We start from the raw sequence: 20,090 nt of genomic DNA, 5'->3' as shown, positions 1-20,090 counted from the left end.
CCGGTTCGCGCCGGTCGTCGACGAGCACGGCGTCGCGCACCCGATCACGGGTCCGGAGCTGCGGCGCGACCCGCTCACGGGCGACTGGGTGGCGATCGCCGCGCACCGCATGAACCGCACGTTCCTGCCGCCGGCCGACGCGAACCCGCTCGCCCCGGCGCGCCCGGGTGCGACGTACCAGGACGGCGAGATCCCGGACACCGACTACGACGTCGTGGTGTTCGAGAACCGCTTCCCGTCGCTGCTCGCGGTGCCCGGCGTCGTCGACGAGCCGACCGCGGCCGACGGCGAGGAGCTGTGGACCGTCCGACCGGCCGCCGGGCGGTGCGAGGTCGTGTGCTTCTCGTCCGACGCGACGCAGTCGCTGCGCACGGTCGGCCCGCGCCGGATGCGCACGATCGTCGAGGCCTGGGCGGACCGCACCGAGGCGCTCGGTGCGCTGCCGGGCATCGAGCAGGTGTTCGTGTTCGAGAACCGCGGCAAGGAGATCGGCGTCACGCTGCACCACCCGCACGGGCAGATCTACGCGCTGCCGTACCTGGCGCCGCGCACGGCTGCGATGGTCGCCCAGGCGCAGGCGCACCACGACGCGACGGGTCGCCTCCTGGGCCGCGACCTGCTCGACGCGGAGCTGCGCGCCGGGACGCGGGTCGTCCTGGAGTCCGAGCACTGGGTCGCGTACGTGCCGTTCGCGGCGCGCTGGCCCGTCGAGGTGCACCTGGCGCCGCGTCGCGACGTGCCCGACCTGCCCGCGCTCACCGATGCCGAGCGCGCGGACCTCGCGGACGTCTACCTCGAGCTGCTGCGCCGGCTCGACCTGTTCTTCGTCGACGACGAGTCGGCGATCCCCCTGCCGTACATCGCGGGCTGGCACCAGGCGCCCGTGCACGAGGGTCGCGAGGCGTCCCGGTTGTTCCTGCAGGTGTTCTCGGTGCTGCGCGCGCCGCACAAGCTCAAGTACCTGGCCGGCATCGAGTCGGGCCTGGGCGCGTGGGTCAACGACACGACGCCCGAGCGGATCGCGGCTCGCCTGCAGGACCTCGCATGAGCGCGGTGACGTGGGTCGACGCGTGGTCCGCCGAGGAGGGCGAGCAGCGGGCGCGGGCGCTGTTCGCCGCGTCGTTCGACGCGGAGCCCGACGGCACCTGGTCGGCACCGGGCCGGGTCAACCTCATCGGCGAGCACACCGACTACAACGGCGGGCTGTGCCTGCCGATCGCGCTGCCGCACCGCACCTACGTCGCGGTGCGACGCCGTGACGACGACCTCGTGCGCCTGGTCTCCGCGCAGGACGCGGGCCGGCTGCGCGAGGTGCGCCTCGCCGACGTCGCGCCGGGGACGGTCGACGGCTGGCCGTCGTACGTCGTGGGCGTCGCGTGGGCGCTGCGCGAGGCGGGCCACGCCGTCCGCGGGTTCGACGTCGCGGTCGACTCGTGCGTGCCGTTCGGCGCGGGCCTGTCGTCGTCGGCCGCGCTCGAGTCCGCGGTCGCGGTGGCCCTCGACGCGACGCACGGGCTCGGCCTCGCAGGCCCCGCGGGCGAGCCGGACGACGCCGGTCGCGCGCTCCTCGCGGCGGCGTGCGTGCGCGCGGAGAACGAGATCGCGGGTGCCCCGACCGGCGGCATGGACCAGGCGGCGTCGCTGCGCGCGCTGGCCGGCCACGCGCTGCTGCTCGACTGCCTCGACGGGTCGGTCCGGCAGGTGCCGTTCGACCTCGCCGCCGACGGCCTGGCCCTGCTGGTGATCGACACGCGCGCCGAGCACGCGCTCGTCGACGGCCAGTACGCGGCCCGTCGCGCGGCGTGCGAGGCGGCGGCGGCCCGGCTGGGGCTCGGGACGCTGCGCGAGATCGACCCGGACGGCCTCGACCGCGCGCTGGCGACGCTCGACGACGGCTCGGACGAGGGCACCGTGCAGGTCCGCCGCGTGCGGCACGTCGTGCGCGAGATCGCGCGCGTGCAGGAGTTCGTCGCGCTGCTCGACGACGACCGCCTGCGCGAGGTCGGACCGCTCATGGACGCGTCGCACGTGTCGCTGCGCGACGACTACGAGGTGTCGTGCCGCGAGCTCGACGTCGCGGTCGAGGCGGCCCGGGGCGCGGGCGCGCTCGGTGCGCGCATGACCGGCGGCGGCTTCGGCGGCTCGGCGATCGCGCTCGTCGAGGGCGACGCGGTCCAGGCCGTCGCGGCGGCCGTCGTCGCGGCGTTCGCCGCCGAGGGCCTGCACGCCCCGGCGTTCTCCGTCGCGCTCCCGGGCGGCCCGGCCGCCTGATCCGCCGACGCGGACGACGCCGTCCCCCGCGGTCCGACGGCGTCGCCCGCTCACGGGCGCCGGCGCCCTCCCGCGTCCTGCACGCACCGGTCCGCCGGGGGCGCACGGGGGCCTCGCTCGGTCCGGCAGTGCTCCGACACGCGCGATCCCGCAGGTGGTGGCGCTAATGCGCGTCGCGCAGTAGTGTTCGGCGCGGAGTAACACGGTTGTCATACCCGGGGTGGATCCGCGTCCCGCGTCGGGCTCAGTACGGTTCCTCCGCACCCCACCACCTGCATGCGAGGAGTCCGCCCGTGGGCGTCACCCGTCGGATCATCTTCCCGGCCCTACGACTGCTCGTGTGGGCGGTCATCGCCGTCGCGCTCGTGCGGATCGCGTTCGACGGCGCCGACCTCGACACGACCAGCGACGCGCTCACGCCGACGGGATCGGTGTCCGAGCCGACCGTCGCGGCGGAGACGGGCACCATCACGAACCTCGTCACCGTGCAGGGCGCGGTCGTCGCGGACCCCGCCGTGGTCGTGCGGGCGACGCTCGCCGGCACCGTCTCCAAGGTGCTGGCCGCCGACGGCGCGGCCGTGCAGGCCGGCACGCCGCTGCTGGAGATCCGGCAGGAGACCCCGCAGGACCCGATCGTCAAGACGGACCCCGTGACGGGCGAGCAGACGACGACCGAGCGCAAGCCCAAGGTCACCGTCGAGGTCGTCAAGGCGCCCGTCGCCGGCACGCTCGCGATGCCCACGCTCAAGGACCAGGTGCTGTCCGTCGGCGACGAGGTCGCGAAGATCTCCCCCGGGACGCTGTCCGTGAGCGGCACGCTGACGCCGGACCAGCAGTACCGCCTCATCGGCGCACCGACGACCGCCCAGGTCACGCTCAACGGCGGCCCGGCGCCGTTCGAGTGCACGGGCCTGCGGATCGGCGCCCCGGCGACGGGCGGCGGGCAGCAGCCGGACGACGGCGCGACGACCAGCACGTCGGGCGCGCTCACGTGCGCGATCCCCGCGGGGGTCACCGCGTTCGCCGGGCTCGGCGCGTCGCTGCAGGTCACCAACGGCGAGGCGAAGGACGCGGTCGTCGTCCCCGTCACGGCGGTCCAGGGCAGCGTGCAGAACGGGAACGTCTGGGTCGTCGCGGCGGAGGGCGACGAGCCCGAGCAGCGGGCAGTGAAGCTCGGGCTGACGGACGGCAAGAGCGTCCAGATCACCGAGGGCCTCGCGCTCGGCGACACGGTCCTGCAGTTCATCCCGGTGCCCGGCGGCGCCGACGGCGAGGTCGACTGCGACGACCCGGCGCAGTACGACCCGACGGTGTGCGGCGGATGAGCCTGCTCGAGCTGACCGACGTCACGCGGTCCGTCGTGCTGCCCGACGACCGGGTGCTGCACATCCTGCGCGGCGTGACCGTCGCGGTCGACGCGGGCGAGCACGTCGCGATCGTCGGGCGGTCCGGCACGGGCAAGTCGACCCTGCTCAACATCCTCGGCCTGCTCGACGCCCCCACGACCGGCGAGTACCTGCTCGAGGGCGTGCCGATCCAACGCCTCTCGAGCCGCACCCGGACCGTCCGTCGCGGGCGCGACTTCGGCTTCGTGTTCCAGCAGTTCAACCTGCTGCCCGGTCGCACGGCCCTCGAGAACGTGACGGCTCCGCTGCTCTACGCACGCGGCAAGCAGTTCTGGGCGCGCACGCGGCTGGCCGCCGAGATGCTCGACCGCGTCGGGCTCGGCGACCGCCTCGAGACCATGCCGGAGAAGCTGTCCGGCGGGGAGCAGCAGCGCGTCGCGATCGCCCGCGCGCTCGTGCGGGGTCCGCGCGTGATCCTCGCGGACGAGCCGACGGGCGCCCTCGACGTGGAGACCGGCGGCGAGGTCATGGACCTGCTCGACGACATCGCGTCCCAGACGGGCGCCGCGCTCGTCACCATCACGCACGACCTGGCCGTCGCCGCCCGCGCCGAGCGGCAGTACCGCCTGGCCGAGGGCGTCCTCGTGCCGATCACGCTCGACACCGGGTCGCACTGGGTCGGCGACGTGCCGACGCAGGTCGCCGATCGCGGCGGTGCGATCGAGAGACGGGTGCTGCCGGGCACGCCCACGAGCACCGACGACGACGTGCAGGGGGTCCACGCATGACCGGGATCGTCGGCGCGCTCGTCGAGGCGTGGGACGAGCTGCGCATCCACAAGCTGCGCGTGCTGCTCGCGCTCATCGGCGTCGCGTGCGCCGTCACGGCGATCACGGGCGTCACGGCCGTCGTCTCGATGCTGAGCCAGTCGTTCAGCGAGCAGCAGGAGCGGCAGACCGGCCGTTCGGTGACGATCACCTTCAGCGCGAGCCCGCGGACCGAGAGCGCTCAGGCGGACACGGCCCGACTCGACGCGACGTACCGCGAGACGCTCGAGCGGTACGGGATCGAGCACGCGAGCCGTCGGCTCTACACGCCCGTCGAGGCGCGCTTCCCCGAGGGCACGCAGCCCGTGGACGTGCAGGCCGTCGACGCCGAGTACGGCACGCTCATGCGCCTCGTGCCCGACGAGGGCCGCTGGTTCACGGACGCCGACACCGACGCGTACGCGCCGTCGCTCGTCGTCAACGAGACGTTCCTGCGCAACCTCGGGTTCGAGGACCTGACGTCGCACCCCACCGTCGAGATCGGCGGCGACCACCCGGTCCTGGCGACCATCATCGGCGTCACCGCCGACCCGTACCCGGACATGATGCCGAGCGCGTTCGTGCTCTACGGCCAGTACGAGCGCTGGCTCACGGGATCCGCGGACGCCGCTGCCGCGAGCATGGGCCCGTGGCAGCCGATGCCCGAGCTCATGGCGTGGGTGCCGCGCGAGGAGCACCGCGCACTCCAGGCGCAGATCACCCGCGACGTCCAGGCCGCGGTCCCGGGCTTCGAGGTGTGGTCGAGCGACAACGACTGGGACGCGAGCGCGATCGACGGCGCCACCAAGTGGGTCGGCATCGGCGTCGGCGGGTTCGCCCTGCTGCTCGGCGGGCTGGGACTCGTGAACATCGCGCTGGTCACCGTCAGGCATCGCATCCGGGAGATCGGCATCCGTCGGTCGTTCGGGGCGACGTCGAGCCGCGTGTTCTTCGGCGTGATGCTCGAGTCGGTCGTCGCGACCGTCGTCGCGGGGCTCGTCGGCGTCGTCCTGGCCGTCGCGATCGTCAAGAACATCCCCGTGGACCGCGTGTTCGGGGGCGGCATCCAGGACATGCCGCCGTTCCCGTTCTCCGCAGCAGCCGTCGGGATGGCGGCGGCGACGTTCGTCGGGGCGCTCGCGGGGCTGGTCCCCGCGGTCTTCGCGGTGCGCGTCAAGGTGATCGACGCGATCCGCTACTAGTCGTCGACGCGGTGCGGCTGCGCGCCGCGGTCGTCCTCGTCGTCGCGGTGCGGCTGCGCGCGGCGGTCGTCGTCGTCGCGGGGCCGCTCCGCACGCCGGACTCCGTCTTCGCGCGCAGGCCGACCCCCGGCGTCGCGCGTGACGTCCTCGTGGACCGCGACGAACAGCGAGTACGCGGTGCCACCCGGGGTCGCGGGGCGCGCGGCGAACTCGTCGGCGAGCTTCCCGAGCCGGGCGGTGAGCTCGGCGTACCCGTCGGCGTCGAGCCGCAGCCCGAGCCGCGTCAGGTTGACCGTCTCGGGGTCGACCAGCGCGACCTCCTCGAAGAAGGCGTTCAGGAGCGTGCGGCCCATGCCGGCCTGGTCACGCAGCTGCCACGTCCGGCCGGTCGCGCGGTACGGCACCTCGCGCGAGCCACGGGTGCCGCGACGGACGGGCAGCGCGACGAGGAAGCCGCGGTCGACGAGCGTGCGGACGTGGTGGAGGACGGTGGCCGGGTTCCGGTCGAGGGCCGCCGCGATCTCGCGGTTGGTGCGCGGTTCGTCGAGGCACAGCCGCAGGATCCGCAGGCGCAGCGTGCTGGCGAGCGCGCGCGCGTCGGCGTCGGCGTCCGCTGTCAGACCAGGGGGCTCCGGCGGCAGCGACCCGCCCTGCACCTCGTGCGCGACGGCGCCGGGCTCGCCGGTCGCGGGCGCGTCGGGCGCGTCGGGGGCGTCGGGGGCGTCGGGGGCGTCGGGGGCGTCGGCCGCGAGCGCGTGAGCAACGAGCGCACGTGCCGTCGACCCGTCCTGCGTGCTCATGCCACCACTCTCGCACACTGATTGACTTTTCCCAATCAGTCGCGCCACCCTGGGTCCGTGACGACCCCCTCCCCCGCTCCGGCGACGGCCGAGACCGCGCCACGACGGTCTCTCATCCACCACGCCGACTTCCGCCGGCTGTGGACGGGCGACGCGCTCGGTCAGCTCGGCACTCAGCTGACCGTCATCGCGCTCCCCGTCCTCGCGGTCGACACGCTCGCGGCGACCGAGTGGGAGATGGGCGTCCTCAGCGCCGCCGAGACGCTCGCGTTCCTCGTCATCGGCCTGCCCGCCGGCGCGTGGGTCGACCGGATGCGCAAGCGCAACGTGCTCATCAACGCCGACCTCGTCCGGGCGCTCGTGCTCGGCGTCGTGGTGGTCACCGCGCTCACCGGCCACGCGTCCATGCCGCTGCTCATCGGCGCGGCGCTCGTCATCAGCGTGTGCAGCACCTTCTTCGACGTCGCCCACCAGAGCTACGTGCCGTGGCTCGTCGGCCTCGACCACATCGTCGAGGGCAACTCCAAGCTCCAGTCGACGCAGTCGGTCGCGATGGTCGTCGCCCCCGCCATCGCCGGCGCGCTGCTGCGCGTCGTCGCCGCGCCCGCGCTCATGGCCGTCAACGTCGTCACGTACGCCGTCTCGGCGTTCGCCGTCGGGCGCATCCGGCACCGCGAGCAGCCGCCCGCGCCCGAGACGCGCCGGCCCCTGCGCGTCGAGATCGCCGAGGGCGTGCGGTTCGTCGTGCACGAGCCGCTGCTCCGCCGGATCGTCGCGTGCACCGGCATCGGCAACCTCTTCGGCACGGCCGCCGGCGCCCTCAGCGCGATCTACGCGCTGCGCGTCCTCGGCCTCGACACCGCCGCGTTCGGCACCGTGATGTCTGCCGGGGCGGTCGGCGGGCTCCTCGGTGCCGTCGCCGCCGACCGGCTCGCGCGGCTCGTCGGAGAGGGCCGCATCATCCCCCTGTCCGCGCTGCTGTTCGTGCCCGCCGCCGCGCTGCCGCCGCTCGCCGTCGTGCTCGACGTGCCCGCCCAGGTCGTGCTCATCGCCGGCGGCTTCCTGTTCAGCTTCTCGGTCGTCGTCTACAACGTCGCGCAGGTCAGCTTCCGCCAGCGGCTGTGCCCGCCCGCGCTGCTCGGGCGCATGAACGCCTCCGTGCGGTTCTTCGTCTGGGGCACCATGCCGCTCGGCGGCATCCTCGGCGGGTGGCTCGGCACGCAGATCGGCGTCGTGCCGACCCTATGGGTGTGCGCCGGCGGCGCGCTGCTGTCGACGATCCCCGTCGTGTTCTCGCCGCTCCTGCGCATGCGTGACCTGCCGCGCCCCGACGACGCCCCGACGGGCCAGGCGCCGACCGACGAGGGCGCTCCGACGGCCTGACGCCCGCCGCCGGCGGACCGGCCGGGCGCACCGGACGTGCCGAGCGCGCCCGTCGTGCCGGGCGTCCGGCTCAGAGGTCGTACTCGACGACCAGCGGTGCGTGGTCGGAGAACCGCTCGGCGTACGTCGGCGCCCGGTCGACGGTCGCGCGCACCGCGGCGTCGGCCAGGTCGGGCGTCGCGAGCTGGTAGTCGATCCTCCAGCCCGCGTCGTTGTCGAACGCCTTCCCGCGCCACGACCACCACGTGAACGGGCCGGGACCCTCACCACCGAGCTCGCGGCCCAGGTCGTGCCACGAGAGGTCGTCGAACCAGCGGTCCAGGTAGGCGCGCTCCTGCGGCAGGAACCCTGCCGCCTTGAGGTTGCCCTTCCAGTTCTTGATGTCCGCCTCGCGGTGCGCGATGTTGAGGTCGCCCGCGACGACCGCGTAGCCGCCGTCCCGGGACAGGTCCCCCAGCCGTGCGGTGACGTGGTCGAGGAAGGCGTACTTCTCGTCCATCGACGGGGTCCCGAGCGTGCCCGAGTGGATGTACGTCGAGACGACCGTGACCTTGCGGGCGGGAGCGCCGTCGTGCGACGGCACCGCGAGGTCCGCCTCGACCCACCGCCCGGTGTCGCCCGTGACTCCGGTCTTCAGACCGATCCGCACCGCGTCCATGGGCAGCCGCGACGCGATCGCGACGCCGGCCCGGCCCTTCGTCTCCGACGCCTCGTGCGCGAGGTGCCACTCGTCGGCGGACAGGTGGTCGGCGAGGATCTCGTCGGACGCGCGGACCTCCTGCAGCAGCAGGACGTCGGGCTTGCGCGCCTCGAGCCACTCCCCCATGCCGCGCTTGTAGGCGGCGCGGATGCCGTTGACGTTGACGCTGGCGATCGTGAGCACCGGACCATCCAACCCCACGCCGCCGACAGGCCTGATCACCGCCGCCGCTAGCCTGCTCGCATGCAGCCTTGGTGGGACTGGTTCAACGCCTACGCCCTCCGCTGGGAGTCGGCGTGGTCGATCGTCGGAGCTATTGGCTCGGCGGCAGCGGCGGGCGTGGCGGTCTGGCTGGCCAAGCGTGAAGGCGACGCCCGAGCGGCTGCCGAGAAGCAACTCAACGACGAGCGCAACGAGCGGCGAGCCGAGAAGCGCGCTGCGGAGTACCTCGAACGCTCCCGCCTCGCACGAATGATTTCCGTATCGCAGACCGTGCCCGGCGAAGACTGGGCTCGGCCGAAGGTGCGAATTGCCAACCATGGCCAACTTCCGGTCTTCGACGTCCAGTTCCACGCTGCCTTCATGGGCGAGCAGCCCACTTTCGTGCACTTGGGCAGGTGGCTCGACTCACTCGGGCCCGGCGACTCCAGCTCCCTGCGGGTCAACTCGGAGGTCCTACGTGAGAACCCGAACAGATACGGCGACTTCCTGCCCTTCGTGGTCTTCCGCGACAACAACGGCGTCGCATGGGCTGCCTTCGCCTTCGAGCATCATTTGATCGAAGCGCCGAGCGAGGAGAACGACCGGGCCGTCAAGGAGTATGTCGATCGCTGCTACCGCGCATGCTTGATCTAATCCGCAGCCCGCTTTCCCTTAAGGGGGTGTCGTGCACCTAGCGGAGCGCCAGGTCTTTCGTCGAAGCAAGGCTGAAGCGTCGACTCGGCCCGAGGGCCGCGCTCGCTAACCGAGCGTCCGGAAGTTGGGGCGATGCCCCTAGGTCACAGCGCCCGTCGACGGCGCACCACCTTCGTCGCGATGGTGCGCCGCCCCCCATCACTCGCCGCGGTAGGCAGCCTCCAGCGCGGCGATGTCGAGCTTCTTCTGCGTGAGCATGACCTGCGTCGCGCGTGCGGCGCCCTCGGGGTCGGCGTCGGGCGACATGGTCCACATCGCGAGCTGACGCGGGACCACCTGCCACGAGAGGCCGAAGCGGTCGGTGAGCCAGCCGCACGCGACCTCCTCGCCGCCGCCCTCGAGCAGCGCGTCCCAGTAGCGGTCGAGCGTCTCCTGGTCGTCGACGTCGACGAGGAAGGAGAAGGCGGCGTTGAGCGTGAGCGAGGCGCCGGCGGAGATGGCCGTGACCGGCATGCCGTCGAGCACGAACTCGACGAGGAACGGGTCGCCCTTCTTGACGTCCGGCATGTCGGCGGGTGCGTGGACGATGTTCGTGATCGACGAGTTCGGGAAGACCGAGACGTAGAACTCGGCGGCCTCGACGGCGTTGTCGTGGTACCAGAGGTGCGGCTGGACGATACCCATGACGGGTCCTCCCGGGAGTCGGCGGGTCGACGGTCGTCGACCACTCTCCTCCCGACAGACCGGCCCCGGTACCCGCACTCATCGGGGTACCGGGGCCGGGGTCGGACCAAGGCGGGGTGGATCAGCCCGCGAGGCGCTCCGCGGTGTCGACGACGTTGCTCAGGAGCATCGCGCGCGTCATGGGACCGACGCCGCCCGGGTTGGGCGACACCCACGACGCGATCTCGTGCACACCGGGGTCGACGTCGCCGACGACGCGGCTCTTGCCGGTCTCCGGGTCAGTCGCCCGCGACACGCCGACGTCGATGACGACGGCGCCAGGCTTCACGATGTCGGCCGTGATGATCCCCGGCACGCCCGCGGCGGCGACGATCACGTCGGCGTTGCGGGTGTGCTCGGCCAGGTCCTCGGTGCCCGTGTGCGTGAGCGTGACGGTCGCGTTGATCTCGCGCCGCGTGAGCAGCAGGCCGATCGACCGCCCGACGGTGACGCCCCGCCCGACGACGACCACGTCCGCGCCGCGCAGGTCGACGTCGTGCCGCAGCAGCAGGTCGACGATGCCGCGCGGGGTGCACGGCAGCGGGCTCGTGACGGGCTCGTTGACGCGCAGGACCAGTCGCCCGAGGTTGGTCGGGTGCAGGCCGTCGGCGTCCTTGTCGGGGTCGATCAGCTCGAGCACGCGGTTGGTGTCGATCCCGCGCGGCAGCGGCAGCTGCACGATGAACCCGGTGCACTCCGGGTCCTCGTTCAGCCGACGGACCGCGGCCTCGATGTCCTCCTGCGTCGCGTCGGCCGGGAGGTCCTCCCGGATCGACGCGATGCCGACCTCGGCGCAGTCGCGGTGCTTGCCCTCGACGTACCAGCGCGAGCCGGGGTCGTCACCGACGAGCAGGGTGCCGAGGCCCGGGCGGATGCCACGGGTCGCGAGGGCGGCGACGCGCTCCGCGAGCTCGCCCTTGATGCGCGCCGCGGTGGCCTTGCCGTCGAGGATCTGTGCCGTCATGTGCGCCGCCTCAGTACTGCTGGAGGCCGGAGTACAGCGGGAACGCCTCGGCCAGCTTGGCCACGCGGGCCCGCAGCGCCTCGACGTCGGTCGACGCACCACCGACGAGCGCGGTCGCGATGATGTCGGCGACCTCGGTGAACTCGGCGTCGCCGAAGCCGCGCGTCGCGAGCGCGGGCGTGCCGATGCGCAGGCCCGACGTGACGCGCGGGGGGCGCGGGTCGAACGGCACGGCGTTGCGGTTCACGGTGATGCCCGCGGCGTGCAGGAGGTCCTCGGCCTGCTGGCCGTCGAGGTCCGAGTGCCGCAGGTCGACGAGGACCAGGTGCACGTCGGTGCCGCCCGTGAGGACGGAGACGCCCGCGTTCGAGACGTCGGTGGCGGTGAGGCGGTCCGCGATGATGCGCGCGCCGTCGATGGTCCGCTGCTGGCGGTCCTTGAAGTCCTCGGTGCCGGCGACCTTGAACGACACGGCCTTCGCGGCGATGACGTGCATGAGCGGGCCGCCCTGCTGGCCCGGGAACACCGCGGAGTCGATCTTCTTGGCGTACTCCTGCTTGCTCAGGATGAAGCCCGAGCGGGGGCCGCCGATGGTCTTGTGCACGGTCGAGGAGACGACGTCCGCGTGCGGGACGGGCGACGGGTGCAGGCCCGCGGCGACGAGGCCCGCGAAGTGCGCCATGTCGACCCACAGCTTCGCGCCGACCTCGTCGGCGATCTCGCGCATCGCGGCGAAGTCGAGGTGGCGGGGGTAGGCGGACCAGCCGCCGATGATGACGTCGGGGCGGTGCTCGAGGGCGGCCGCGCGGATCGCCTCGGGCTCGATGCGGAACGTCTGCGGGTCCACGCCGTACGCGGCGACGTCGTAGAGCTTGCCCGAGAAGTTGATCTTCATGCCGTGCGTGAGGTGGCCGCCGTGCGCCAGCTCGAGGCCGAGGATCTTGTCGCCCGCGTTGATGAGCGCGTGCAGCACGGCCGCGTTCGCGGTGGCACCGGAGTGCGGCTGGACGTTCGCGTGCTCCGCGCCGAACAGGGCCTTCGCGCGGTCGATCGCGATGTTCTCCGCGATGTCGACCTGCTCGCAGCCGCCGTAGTAGCGGCGGCCCGGGTAGCCCTCGGCGTACTTGTTGGTGAGCACGGAGCCCTGCGCCTGCAGGACCGCGCGCGGCACGAAGTTCTCGGAGGCGATCATCTCGAGCGTGCCCTGCTGGCGGGCGAGCTCGCCGTCGAGGACGGCGGCGATCTCCGGGTCGAGCTCGGAGATGTTCTGGTCGAGGATCGGGGTGTTGTCGGCGCTCATCGGGCGACTCCCTGGGGCATCAGCGGACGGATCATCGGGTGCGGAGGGGATGTGCACCGGCACGCGGACGGGCACGCACACACTCTCTCCGTGTGGTGACCGTGGGCCCAGGCGTCCGACCCGAAGTCTGCTGCTGCTCGTCGCTCCCCGGTGGTGACCCACCCGCTGCGCCAGTCGCGACCAGCAGAGCCTAGCAACACCGGCGTGCGCGCGGTCAGCGGTATCCACCCACCGCCACCGGCGGCGACCGTCGTCAGCGGGCAGGCGGCTCGATGAGGTCCCACGGGCCGCCGTACAGGTCCTCGAACACCGCGACGGTGCCGTAGGGCTCGTGGCGGGGCTCCTCGCGGAACCGCACGCCGTGCTCGGTCATCCGCGCGTGCTGACCGGCGAAGTCGTCGGTCTCCAGGAAGAACGCGACGTCACCGCCCGCCTGCCGCCCGACGGGAGCGCCGTCACCGGCCAGCGCCAGCACGAGCCCCGTGCCACCGTCGGGCGGCCCGACGACGACGCGCCGCCACCCGTCGGGGAACGTCTCGTCCTGGCGGACCGTGAGACCGAGCGCGTCGACGAAGAACCGCAGCGCGTCGTCGTGGTCGTGGACGAGGAACGTGACGTCGCGCATCCGGATCATCCGGCGAGCGTAGGCCGTAGACCCTCGCCGAGGCGGTGCCCGTCCCTAGTGGCCGACGGCGTCGTCCGGCGTCTCGAAGACCGCGAGCCAGCGGCGCAAGAGGTGCTCGAGCTGGTGGACGTCGGCGGGGTCGAGGGCGTCGAGGAGGCGGCGCTCGTTGGTCATGTGGTCGGTGAAGGCGGCGTCGATGACCTCGATCCCCCGCGGGGTGAGCGCGATGACCCGCGCGCGGGCGTCACGGTCGGAGACCCGGCGCGTGACGAGGCCCGCTGCCTCGAGCCGGTCGACGCGCTTGGTCATGGCACCGCTCGTGACGAGCGTGTTCGCGCACAGGTCGCCGGGCGTGCGCTCGTAGGGGGCCCCGGCGCGGCGCAGGGTCGCGAGGACGTCGAAGTCGCCCTCCCCCAGCCCGTGCTTGCGGTAGACGGCGACGAGCTCGTCGGTGACGTGGTTGGCGACGCGGCTCAGGCGGCCGATGACGCCCTGCGGGCGGACGTCGAGGTCGGGGCGTTCCTGCCGCCACGCCGCCTGGATGCGGTCGAGGCGGTCGAGCCGGCCGAGGTCACCGTCCGGGGTCGTCGACGAGGACGACGCGGCTCGCGCGTCGCTGCGGGGCGTCGGATCCACGTCGGTCATGGGGTCGATCTTATCTTCCATGGAAGGTATGTTGTCTTCCGTGGAAGAGAAATCGCTCCGCTGGTCGCTGATCACAGCCGTCGCGCCGCTCACGTGGGGCACCACCTACTACGTCACCAAGCACGCGCTGCCCGCCGACGCCCCGCTCTGGGGCGCCGTCCTGCGCGCGCTGCCCGCGGGCCTCGTCCTGCTGCTCGTCGTCCGACGCCTCCCCCGAGGCTCGTGGTGGTGGCGGTCGCTCGTGCTCGGCACGCTGTCGATGGGCGCGTTCTTCGCGCTGATCTACGTGGCCGCGCAGCTCCTGCCGTCGTCGGTCGCGTCGACCGTCATGGCGACCTCGCCCGTCGTGATGATGCTGGTCGCGTGGGCGCTGCTCGCGCAGAAGCCACGCGTGCTGGCACTCGCGGGCGCCGGGCTCGGCGTCGTCGGCGTCGCCGCGATGCTGCTCACCGGCGGCGCGGAGATCCGGCCGCTCGGGGTCGCCGCCTCCGTCGCGGCGATGCTCATGTCCAGCGTCGGGTTCGTGCTCGCGACGCGATGGGCCGACGGGGTCGACGTCGTCTCGTCGACCGCCTGGCAGCTCGTCGCGGGCGGGCTCGTCCTCGTGCCGTTCGCGGTCGCGGTCGAGGGCGCTCCCCCGGCGCTCGACGGCCGCGCGGTCCTCGGGTTCGCGTACGTCTCGCTCGTCGCCACGGCCGTCGCCTACCTCGCGTGGTTCAGCGGGCTCCGACGGCTGCCGGCCGGGACGGTCGGGCTCGTCGGGCTGCTCAACCCGGTCGCGGGGGTGCTCGTCGGCGTCCTCGTCGCGGGGGAGCACCTGGGCCCGCTGCAGGTCACCGGGATCGTCGTCGTGCTCGCCGGGGTCGTGCTGGGTCAGCCGGCTGTCGACCGCCTGCTCCGCGACCGCCGGTCGAGAGGCGGCGCCCCCGAGAGCGGCCCGGAGTCAGGTGGCGTCCCACAGCCCGCGGTAGAAGGCGGTCCGCACGGGGTCCGGCGCGATCCCGTAGGCGTCCAGTAGCGGCTCCTCGTACCCGGGGCCGTAGTTCCAGATCGTGCTGTAGGTCGCGACCGCGAGGTCGGCCCACCGGTCGGCGACCCCCAGCGCGCCCAGGTCGACGTGCGCGAGCCACGTGCCGTCGTCCGCGAGCAGCGTGTTGGGGGCGCACGCGTCGCCGTGGCAGACGACCAGCCGATCGACGGGCGGGGGCGGACCGAGAGCCGCGCGCTCCGCCGACGGGCCGCCCTCGCGCGCGTCGGCCGCCGCGACCCGCGCCTCGACGGTCCAGTCGAACGGGCAGTCCTCGACGGGCAGGGTGTCGTGCAGCGCCCGGAGGCCGGCGCCGATCGCGCGGACAGCGGTCAGCGGCTCGGCGACCCACCGCTGGTCGACCGCGCTGCGACCGGCCAGCGGGTGCGTGACCAGCCACGAGCCCTCGTCGTCGGCTCCCGCCTCCAGCACGGTCGGCACCGGCGTGAGCGGCGCGGCCCAGCGCAGGCGCGCGACCTCGGCGTCGAGATCCAGCGGCACACCCGCCGGCACCCACTTCACGAACCGCTCGGGCTCGTCGAGCAGGAACGTCAGGCCGCCGAGCTCGTTGCGCCAGACCACCTCGCGCACCCCGCCCATGCCCTGCACGACGTGCGGCACGATCGCGGGGTCGACGGGACGCCCGGCGAGCTCGGCACCCGCGATCGGGAGCCGACCCGACGTCACGCGTCAGGCCTCGGCGCGGTCGTCGTCCCCGAGCATCTTGCGCAGGTACGCGTACGTGAGGTCGCCCGCGGTCTGGTCGTGCTGGTGCTCGTAGCCCTGGCTCTCGTACAGCGCGATGTTGTGCAGCGAGTCGCGCCCGGTGAACACCCAGACCTCCTCGATGCCGTCCGGCAGGATCGGCAGGATCGCCATGAGCAGGCGCGTCCCGACGCCCTTGCCCTGGAGGTCGGGCGCCACGGCGAACCGCCCGAGCGTCGCCTTGGTGCCCTCGACCACCACGCGGATCGAGCCGATCAGGCGGTGGCCGGACCACGCGCCGAGCGTGATGACGCCGTCGGCGCCGAGGTCGTCGCGGAGCTCGTCGAGCGTCTGGGTGAGGGGCGGGATGTTCGGGTCGCCGTACTGCTGGGCCTCGGTGACGAACGCGGCGCGGCGGAGCGTGAGGAGCTCTCCGGCGTCGTCGAGGGTGACCGTACGGATGTCCAGGTCGGCCTGCGTCATGGCCCCATCGTCTCAGCCGCTCGCGCGGGCGCACTACTCTCGGGGTCGTGTCCGACGCCGTGTCTCAGCATGCAGATGAGCCCACCCACTGGGTCCTGACCCTCTCGTGCCCCGACCGTCCCGGGATCGTCCGGGCCGTCGCGGGCGTGCTCGCGGACCACGGCGGCAACATCACCGAGTCGCAGCAGTTCGGGGACCCGCTGTCGGGGCTGTTCTTCATGCGCGTGCAGGTGTCGGCGTTCGCGCCGCGCGAGGTGCTCGAGGGCGCGATGGCGACCGTCGCGCGCACGTTCGCCATGACGTGGTCGCTCGACGTCGTCGGCCGGCCGGTCCGCACGCTCGTCATGGGCTCGACCGCGGCGCACTGCCTCAACGACCTCGCGTTCCGCCAGCGGTCCGAGAAGCTGCCCGTCGACCTCGTCGCGGTCGTCTCCAACCACACGGCGCTGGCGCCGCTCGCCGAGTTCTACGGCATCCCGTTCCACCACGTGCCCGTCACGTCGGCCACCAAGGCCGCCGCCGAGGCGCGGCTGCTCGAGCTCGTCGAGGAGCTCGACGTCGAGCTCGTCGTCCTCGCCCGCTACATGCAGATCCTCTCCGACGACCTGTGCCGCCGCCTCGAGGGCCGCGTCATCAACATCCACCACTCGTTCCTGCCGTCGTTCAAGGGGGCCCGCCCCTACGCGCAGGCGCACGACCGCGGCGTCAAGCTCATCGGCGCGACCGCGCACTACGTCACCGGCGACCTCGACGAGGGGCCGATCATCGAGCAGGACGTCGAGCGGGTCGACCACACGCGCGCCGTCGACGACCTCGTCGCGCTGGGCCAGGACGTCGAGCGGCGCGCCCTCGCGCGGGCCGTGCGGTGGCACGCCGAGCACCGCGTCCTGCTCGACGGGCACCGGACGATCGTCTTCCGCTGACGCGTCCGTCGTGCGCCGGCCGCTGCAGCCCCGGTGGACGACGCCGCAGGTCAGGACCGGACGGCGAATCGTTTCGCCGCGCCGACCCGCGTTGACCCCCTCGACCGGCTCGCCGATGCTCGACGAGCCGCCCCTGCCTCGCGCGGGGGCCGGCTCCCGCATCCCTGGGTCGAGGAGGACTCGATGACGTCGACGCGCGCACCCCTGCGCAGGTCCCTGGCCGTGCTCACGGCGCTCGCCGCCGCGCTGGTCGGGCTGCTCGCCACGATGCTCACCTCGGCCGCACCCGCGCGGGCCGCGTCATTGCAGGAGGTCACGAGCTTCGGCAGCAACCCCGGCGGCCTGCGGATGTTCCTCTTCGTGCCCGACAACCTCCCTGCGCGGCCCGCGGTGCTCGTCGTCAACCACTACTGCACGGGGTCCGCGCAGGCGATGTACTCGGGCAGCCAGTTCGACGAGCTCGCCACGCGCTACGGCTTCATCGCGGTCTACCCGTCGACGAACCGGTCCGGCTCGTGCTTCGACGTGTCGTCCAGCGAGGCGCTCAAGCACGGCGGCGCGAGCGACCCGACGAGCATCGTCTCGATGGTCCGCTACGTGCAGCAGCGGTGGACGACGGACACGAGCCGGGTGTTCGCGACGGGCGTGTCGTCGGGCGCGATGATGACGCAGGTCCTGCTCGCGACGTACCCCGACGTGTTCGCCGCCGGGTCGGCGTTCGCCGGCGTGCCCGCGACGTGCTTCTCGACGTCCGGCCCGCCGCCGGGCACGACGTCCCAGGCGGGCTGGAACAGCGACTGCGCACAGGGGCGTCTGACGCGGACCGCGCAGCAGTGGGGCGACCTCGCGCGCGCCGCCTACCCCGGGTACACCGGTGCCCGCCCGCGCGTGCAGCTGTGGCACGGCACGCAGGACGACACGCTCAGCTACGTGCAGCACGGCGAGGCGATCAAGCAGTGGACGAACGTGCTGGGCGTCCCCGCGACGCCGTCGTCGACCGAGACGATCGGGAACAACACGCGCACCCGGTACGGCGGCACGGGCGACCGTGCGCCGATCGAGGCGAACAGCCTGCAGGGCGTCGGCCACAACCTCCCCGTCGACGCCGCGGCGGCGATCCGGTTCTTCGGGCTCGACCAGCCGACGACCCCCACGCCCACGACTCCGGCGCCGACGACGCCCGTCCCGACGCCGACCGCGACCACCCCGACGCCGCCCGTCCCGACGGACTGGCCGACGCTGCCGCAACCCACGGCGACCTCGGGTCCGGCGACGTGCACCGTGGCGTGGTCGGTCAACCAGTGGAACACCGGCTTCACGGCGAACGTCACGATCACGAACCTCGACTACGCCGCCGCGAGCGGCTGGCAGCTCACGTGGCGGTGGACCGCGGGGCAGAAGGTCACGCAGGCGTGGAGCTCGACGGTCACGCAGACGGGCGACGTGGTCGTCGCGAGCAACGCGGCGTGGAACGCGACCATCCCCGTGGGCGGCAGCGTCCAGATCGGCTTCAACGCCACGCACACGGGCAGCAACCCGCCGCCCGCGGACCTGAAGCTCAACGGCCGGGCCTGCGCCCGGGCCTGAGCGTCCGGACCTGACGACGGGCCCGCACCCCCCTGCGGTGCGGGCCCGTCGTCACGCGTGCCCCGGTCGTCGTGCACCGAGGGCGTCAGCGCCCTACGGCGTCGTGGCGCCGAGGGTGTACGAGCCGGAGCCCGCGTAGGCGTAGACGCCGTACCGGTACTGGCCGGCCGTCCCGTTGTAGGTGATCGACTCGTCGGCGCTCGACGAGGTGGCCGACGCGACCGAGGCCCATGCCGACCCGTTCCACTTCTGCAGGTACAGGTCGAAGTCGCTGCCCGTCGGGCCGTCGAGGCAGAGCCGGATGGTGCCGCTCGTCGACACGGTCACGTAGCTGCCGGTCGGCTGGATCGCGGACCGCCCGGTGCTGAGCGAGCCCGTGTAGGTGCGCGCCAGGTTGTTGCAGCCGGTGGGCGGCGGGTTCTGGCCGCCACCAGACGTGACGAGCGTGAGGCCGTAGGCGGACAGTGCCTCGTTGACGGGCTGGAAGTACGTCGTCCCGCCGGACGAGCAGTTGCCGGACCCGCCGGACGTCATGCCCTGCGCCTGGTTGCCCGCGATCAGCGAGCCGCCCGAGTCGCCGGGCTCGGCGCACACGTTGGTGCGGATGAGGCCGGACACGCTGCCCTGCGCGTAGTTGACCGTGGCGTTGAAGGCCTGGATGGTGCCGCAGCGCCAGCCCGTCGTGGAGCCCGAGCGGCAGACCGACGAGCCGACCGTCGCCTGCGTGGAGCCCGCGACGGCGACCGTGCCGCCGCTGTAGTTGTTGACCGCGCCGATCGGCGTGTTCCCCGACGCGACGCGCACCCAGGCGTAGTCGTTGCCCGGGAAGCTCGACCCGGCGAACGTGCCCGACGGGTTCGTCGTGGTCGCACCGGTGCGGCCGCAGTGCCCGGCGGTGACGAAGCCGCCCGTGACGGCGAAGCCGACCGAGCAGCGCGACGACCCGCCGATGTAGTACGCGTTGCCGCCGACCACGTCGATGAACGTCCGCGGCGCCTCGGCCGTCTCGACGACCTTCACGGCGTCGGTCGGGATGCCCGCGGACTTGACGAGGTCCCGCGCCTGGGCGACCGCGCCCGCGGTGGCGTTGACGACGACCGAGTTGGTCGCGACGTCGACGTACCAGGACGGCACGGTCGACGCGACGGAGGCGAGCGCGGCGTCGAGCCCGGCCTTGTACGCGTCGAGGTCGGCGAGCGAGTGCCGGGCGACGACCGGCCGGGCACCGGCGGCGCGGATCGCGGGACCGTCGGCGGCGTCCGTCACGGCGACGTGCAGGACGTTGGCCTGGGGGTCGACCCACGCACCCGCGTAGTCGGCGCCGAGGCGGGCGGAGAGCCGCTGCTCGGTCTCGGCGGCTCCGGCCTGGAACGCGAGCCGGTCGCGGGCGGCACTGCCCGAGAGGCCGAGGTCGCGCTTCATCGCGTCGAGGACGCCGTTGGCGACCTTGGGCGCGGTGACGGGGGCGGGGGCGCCGACGTCGGGGTCGCTCGTGGCGGCCTGGGCGACGGCGGGGGCGAGCACCAGGGTGGTGGCGAGCCCGAGGGTGGCGAGGGTCTTCGAGTGCATGCGTCTCATGTCACAGCTCCGGTGAATAGGCGGATGACTGATGTCATTGGCATTGCGACTCGGATGCTACCCGCGGGTATCGAAAGAGTGAACCCCCGGGCGTGACGAAGGGCCCGCACCCCTCCTCAGGTGCGGGCCCTCCGTGTCCGGCGGCGGGGGGGGGGGGGGGGGGGGGG

The 20,090-nt window shown here is 73.3% G+C and carries 20 protein-coding genes and 1 riboswitch; of the genes, 10 read left to right on the top strand and 10 right to left on the bottom strand.

The genetic code is table 11. From position 1 onward, the window contains the following. The 5 genes from galT to CTKZ_RS14930 form a co-directional block, all read left to right on the top strand. Window positions 1-1,048 (top strand): galactose-1-phosphate uridylyltransferase (gene galT, locus CTKZ_RS14950; RefSeq protein ID WP_124343685.1); only part of this gene is annotated, 1,048 nt, incomplete at its 5' end. Continuing rightward, window positions 1,045-2,271, top strand: coding sequence for a galactokinase (galK, locus tag CTKZ_RS14945; protein ID WP_124343684.1), 1,227 nt, complete (start codon window positions 1,045-1,047; stop codon window positions 2,269-2,271). The genes galT and galK, both read left to right, overlap by 4 nt. A 293-nt stretch (window positions 2,272-2,564) precedes the next feature. Further along, window positions 2,565-3,596: a permuted SH3 domain-containing protein gene (locus CTKZ_RS14940; protein ID WP_124343683.1), complete on the top strand. Its 1,032-nt coding sequence runs from the start codon at window positions 2,565-2,567 to the stop codon at window positions 3,594-3,596. Next, window positions 3,593-4,405 carry an ABC transporter ATP-binding protein gene (locus tag CTKZ_RS14935; RefSeq protein WP_124343682.1) on the top strand — a complete coding sequence of 271 codons (813 nt, stop codon included), beginning with the start codon at window positions 3,593-3,595 and terminating at the stop codon, window positions 4,403-4,405. The genes CTKZ_RS14940 and CTKZ_RS14935 overlap by 4 nt, the downstream gene beginning before the upstream one ends. Continuing rightward, window positions 4,402-5,625: an ABC transporter permease gene (locus CTKZ_RS14930; RefSeq protein ID WP_124343681.1), complete on the top strand. Its 1,224-nt coding sequence runs from the start codon at window positions 4,402-4,404 to the stop codon at window positions 5,623-5,625. Before CTKZ_RS14935 ends, CTKZ_RS14930 begins: the two co-directional genes overlap by 4 nt. On the opposite strand, the gene CTKZ_RS14925 is transcribed toward CTKZ_RS14930, so the two are convergent. Beyond that, entirely contained in the window at window positions 5,622-6,425 is an 804-nt protein-coding gene (locus CTKZ_RS14925) for a helix-turn-helix domain-containing protein (protein ID WP_307720310.1), read from the bottom strand. The genes CTKZ_RS14930 and CTKZ_RS14925 overlap by 4 nt on opposite strands. A gap of 57 nt (window positions 6,426-6,482) precedes the next feature. Between CTKZ_RS14925 and CTKZ_RS14915 the strand changes: the two genes are divergently transcribed. Beyond that, window positions 6,483-7,808 (top strand): MFS transporter, encoded by a 1,326-nt coding sequence (locus CTKZ_RS14915; RefSeq protein WP_124343678.1) that lies wholly within the window; start codon window positions 6,483-6,485, stop codon window positions 7,806-7,808. A 70-nt stretch (window positions 7,809-7,878) separates the two neighbouring features. On the opposite strand, the gene CTKZ_RS14910 is transcribed toward CTKZ_RS14915, so the two are convergent. Next, entirely contained in the window at window positions 7,879-8,691 is an 813-nt protein-coding gene (locus CTKZ_RS14910) for an exodeoxyribonuclease III (protein WP_200829763.1), read from the bottom strand. A gap of 60 nt (window positions 8,692-8,751) precedes the next feature. On the opposite strand from CTKZ_RS14910, the gene CTKZ_RS14905 reads away from it, so the two are divergent. Further along, window positions 8,752-9,363: a hypothetical protein gene (locus CTKZ_RS14905; protein WP_124343677.1), complete on the top strand. Its 612-nt coding sequence runs from the start codon at window positions 8,752-8,754 to the stop codon at window positions 9,361-9,363. 198 nt (window positions 9,364-9,561) lie between these two features. On the opposite strand, the gene CTKZ_RS14900 is transcribed toward CTKZ_RS14905, so the two are convergent. The 5 genes from CTKZ_RS14900 to CTKZ_RS14880 form a co-directional block, all read right to left on the bottom strand. Continuing rightward, window positions 9,562-10,047, bottom strand: a complete 486-nt coding sequence (locus CTKZ_RS14900) for a VOC family protein (protein ID WP_124343676.1) — start codon at window positions 10,045-10,047, stop codon at window positions 9,562-9,564. A 121-nt stretch (window positions 10,048-10,168) separates the two neighbouring features. Then, complete coding sequence (locus CTKZ_RS14895) at window positions 10,169-11,050, bottom strand: bifunctional methylenetetrahydrofolate dehydrogenase/methenyltetrahydrofolate cyclohydrolase (RefSeq protein WP_124343675.1); 882 nt, start codon at window positions 11,048-11,050, stop codon at window positions 10,169-10,171. Window positions 11,051-11,060: 10 nt separating this feature from the next. Then, window positions 11,061-12,350, bottom strand: coding sequence for a serine hydroxymethyltransferase (gene glyA / locus CTKZ_RS14890; protein ID WP_124343674.1), 1,290 nt, complete (start codon window positions 12,348-12,350; stop codon window positions 11,061-11,063). A 98-nt stretch (window positions 12,351-12,448) separates the two neighbouring features. Next, window positions 12,449-12,538: riboswitch (ZMP/ZTP riboswitch) on the bottom strand. Window positions 12,539-12,603: 65 nt separating this feature from the next. Beyond that, window positions 12,604-12,984 (bottom strand): VOC family protein, encoded by a 381-nt coding sequence (locus tag CTKZ_RS14885; RefSeq protein ID WP_124343673.1) that lies wholly within the window; start codon window positions 12,982-12,984, stop codon window positions 12,604-12,606. 45 nt (window positions 12,985-13,029) lie between these two features. Beyond that, window positions 13,030-13,641, bottom strand: a complete 612-nt coding sequence (locus CTKZ_RS14880) for a MarR family winged helix-turn-helix transcriptional regulator (RefSeq protein WP_235843503.1) — start codon at window positions 13,639-13,641, stop codon at window positions 13,030-13,032. A 19-nt stretch (window positions 13,642-13,660) separates the two neighbouring features. Here CTKZ_RS14880 and CTKZ_RS14875 point away from each other — a divergent pair, with 19 nt between their 5' ends. Further along, window positions 13,661-14,638 carry a DMT family transporter gene (locus tag CTKZ_RS14875; RefSeq protein ID WP_235843502.1) on the top strand — a complete coding sequence of 326 codons (978 nt, stop codon included), beginning with the start codon at window positions 13,661-13,663 and terminating at the stop codon, window positions 14,636-14,638. On the opposite strand, the gene CTKZ_RS14870 is transcribed toward CTKZ_RS14875, so the two are convergent. Both CTKZ_RS14870 and CTKZ_RS14865 read right to left on the bottom strand, forming a co-directional pair. Next, window positions 14,564-15,247, bottom strand: coding sequence for an aminoglycoside 3'-phosphotransferase (locus CTKZ_RS14870; protein WP_124343686.1), 684 nt, complete (start codon window positions 15,245-15,247; stop codon window positions 14,564-14,566). The genes CTKZ_RS14875 and CTKZ_RS14870 overlap by 75 nt on opposite strands. 90 nt (window positions 15,248-15,337) lie before the next feature. After that, window positions 15,338-15,835 (bottom strand): GNAT family N-acetyltransferase, encoded by a 498-nt coding sequence (locus CTKZ_RS14865; protein WP_124343672.1) that lies wholly within the window; start codon window positions 15,833-15,835, stop codon window positions 15,338-15,340. 47 nt (window positions 15,836-15,882) lie between these two features. Between CTKZ_RS14865 and purU the strand changes: the two genes are divergently transcribed. Together purU and CTKZ_RS14855 are read left to right on the top strand one after the other, a co-directional pair. Next, complete coding sequence (gene purU / locus CTKZ_RS14860; RefSeq protein ID WP_124343671.1) at window positions 15,883-16,758, top strand: formyltetrahydrofolate deformylase; 876 nt, start codon at window positions 15,883-15,885, stop codon at window positions 16,756-16,758. 183 nt (window positions 16,759-16,941) lie between these two features. Further along, window positions 16,942-18,345, top strand: a complete 1,404-nt coding sequence (locus CTKZ_RS14855) for an extracellular catalytic domain type 1 short-chain-length polyhydroxyalkanoate depolymerase (RefSeq protein WP_124343670.1) — start codon at window positions 16,942-16,944, stop codon at window positions 18,343-18,345. Between the two features lie 93 nt (window positions 18,346-18,438). Here the strand turns inward: CTKZ_RS14855 and CTKZ_RS14850 are convergent, their stop codons facing one another. Beyond that, the gene (locus tag CTKZ_RS14850; RefSeq protein WP_225917022.1) at window positions 18,439-19,914 is read right to left on the bottom strand and encodes a S1 family peptidase; all 1,476 of its coding nucleotides are present in this window, start codon (window positions 19,912-19,914) and stop codon (window positions 18,439-18,441) included. Window positions 19,915-20,090 lie beyond the last annotated feature (176 nt).

The organism is Cellulomonas algicola, from assembly GCF_003851725.1.
GTDB classification, from domain to species: Bacteria; Actinomycetota; Actinomycetes; order Actinomycetales; family Cellulomonadaceae; genus Cellulomonas; species Cellulomonas algicola.
Note: the sequence above shows the minus strand (reverse complement) of the source record. Positions and strands in the feature narration are given on the sequence as shown.

Coding starts and splice junctions, on each gene's coding strand:
- galK (WP_124343684.1), top strand. CDS start 1,045: ATGAGCGCGGTGACGTGGGTCGACGCGTGGTCCGCCGAGGAGGGCGAG.
- CTKZ_RS14935 (WP_124343682.1), top strand. CDS start 3,593: ATGAGCCTGCTCGAGCTGACCGACGTCACGCGGTCCGTCGTGCTGCCC.
- CTKZ_RS14930 (WP_124343681.1), top strand. CDS start 4,402: ATGACCGGGATCGTCGGCGCGCTCGTCGAGGCGTGGGACGAGCTGCGC.
- CTKZ_RS14925 (WP_307720310.1), bottom strand. CDS start 6,425: ATGAGCACGCAGGACGGGTCGACGGCACGTGCGCTCGTTGCTCACGCG.
- CTKZ_RS14905 (WP_124343677.1), top strand. CDS start 8,752: ATGCAGCCTTGGTGGGACTGGTTCAACGCCTACGCCCTCCGCTGGGAG.
- CTKZ_RS14900 (WP_124343676.1), bottom strand. CDS start 10,047: ATGGGTATCGTCCAGCCGCACCTCTGGTACCACGACAACGCCGTCGAG.
- CTKZ_RS14895 (WP_124343675.1), bottom strand. CDS start 11,050: ATGACGGCACAGATCCTCGACGGCAAGGCCACCGCGGCGCGCATCAAG.
- glyA (WP_124343674.1), bottom strand. CDS start 12,350: ATGAGCGCCGACAACACCCCGATCCTCGACCAGAACATCTCCGAGCTC.
- CTKZ_RS14885 (WP_124343673.1), bottom strand. CDS start 12,984: ATGATCCGGATGCGCGACGTCACGTTCCTCGTCCACGACCACGACGAC.
- CTKZ_RS14880 (WP_235843503.1), bottom strand. CDS start 13,641: ATGGAAGATAAGATCGACCCCATGACCGACGTGGATCCGACGCCCCGC.
- CTKZ_RS14870 (WP_124343686.1), bottom strand. CDS start 15,247: ATGGGCGGGGTGCGCGAGGTGGTCTGGCGCAACGAGCTCGGCGGCCTG.
- CTKZ_RS14865 (WP_124343672.1), bottom strand. CDS start 15,835: ATGACGCAGGCCGACCTGGACATCCGTACGGTCACCCTCGACGACGCC.
- CTKZ_RS14855 (WP_124343670.1), top strand. CDS start 16,942: ATGACGTCGACGCGCGCACCCCTGCGCAGGTCCCTGGCCGTGCTCACG.
- CTKZ_RS14850 (WP_225917022.1), bottom strand. CDS start 19,914: ATGCACTCGAAGACCCTCGCCACCCTCGGGCTCGCCACCACCCTGGTG.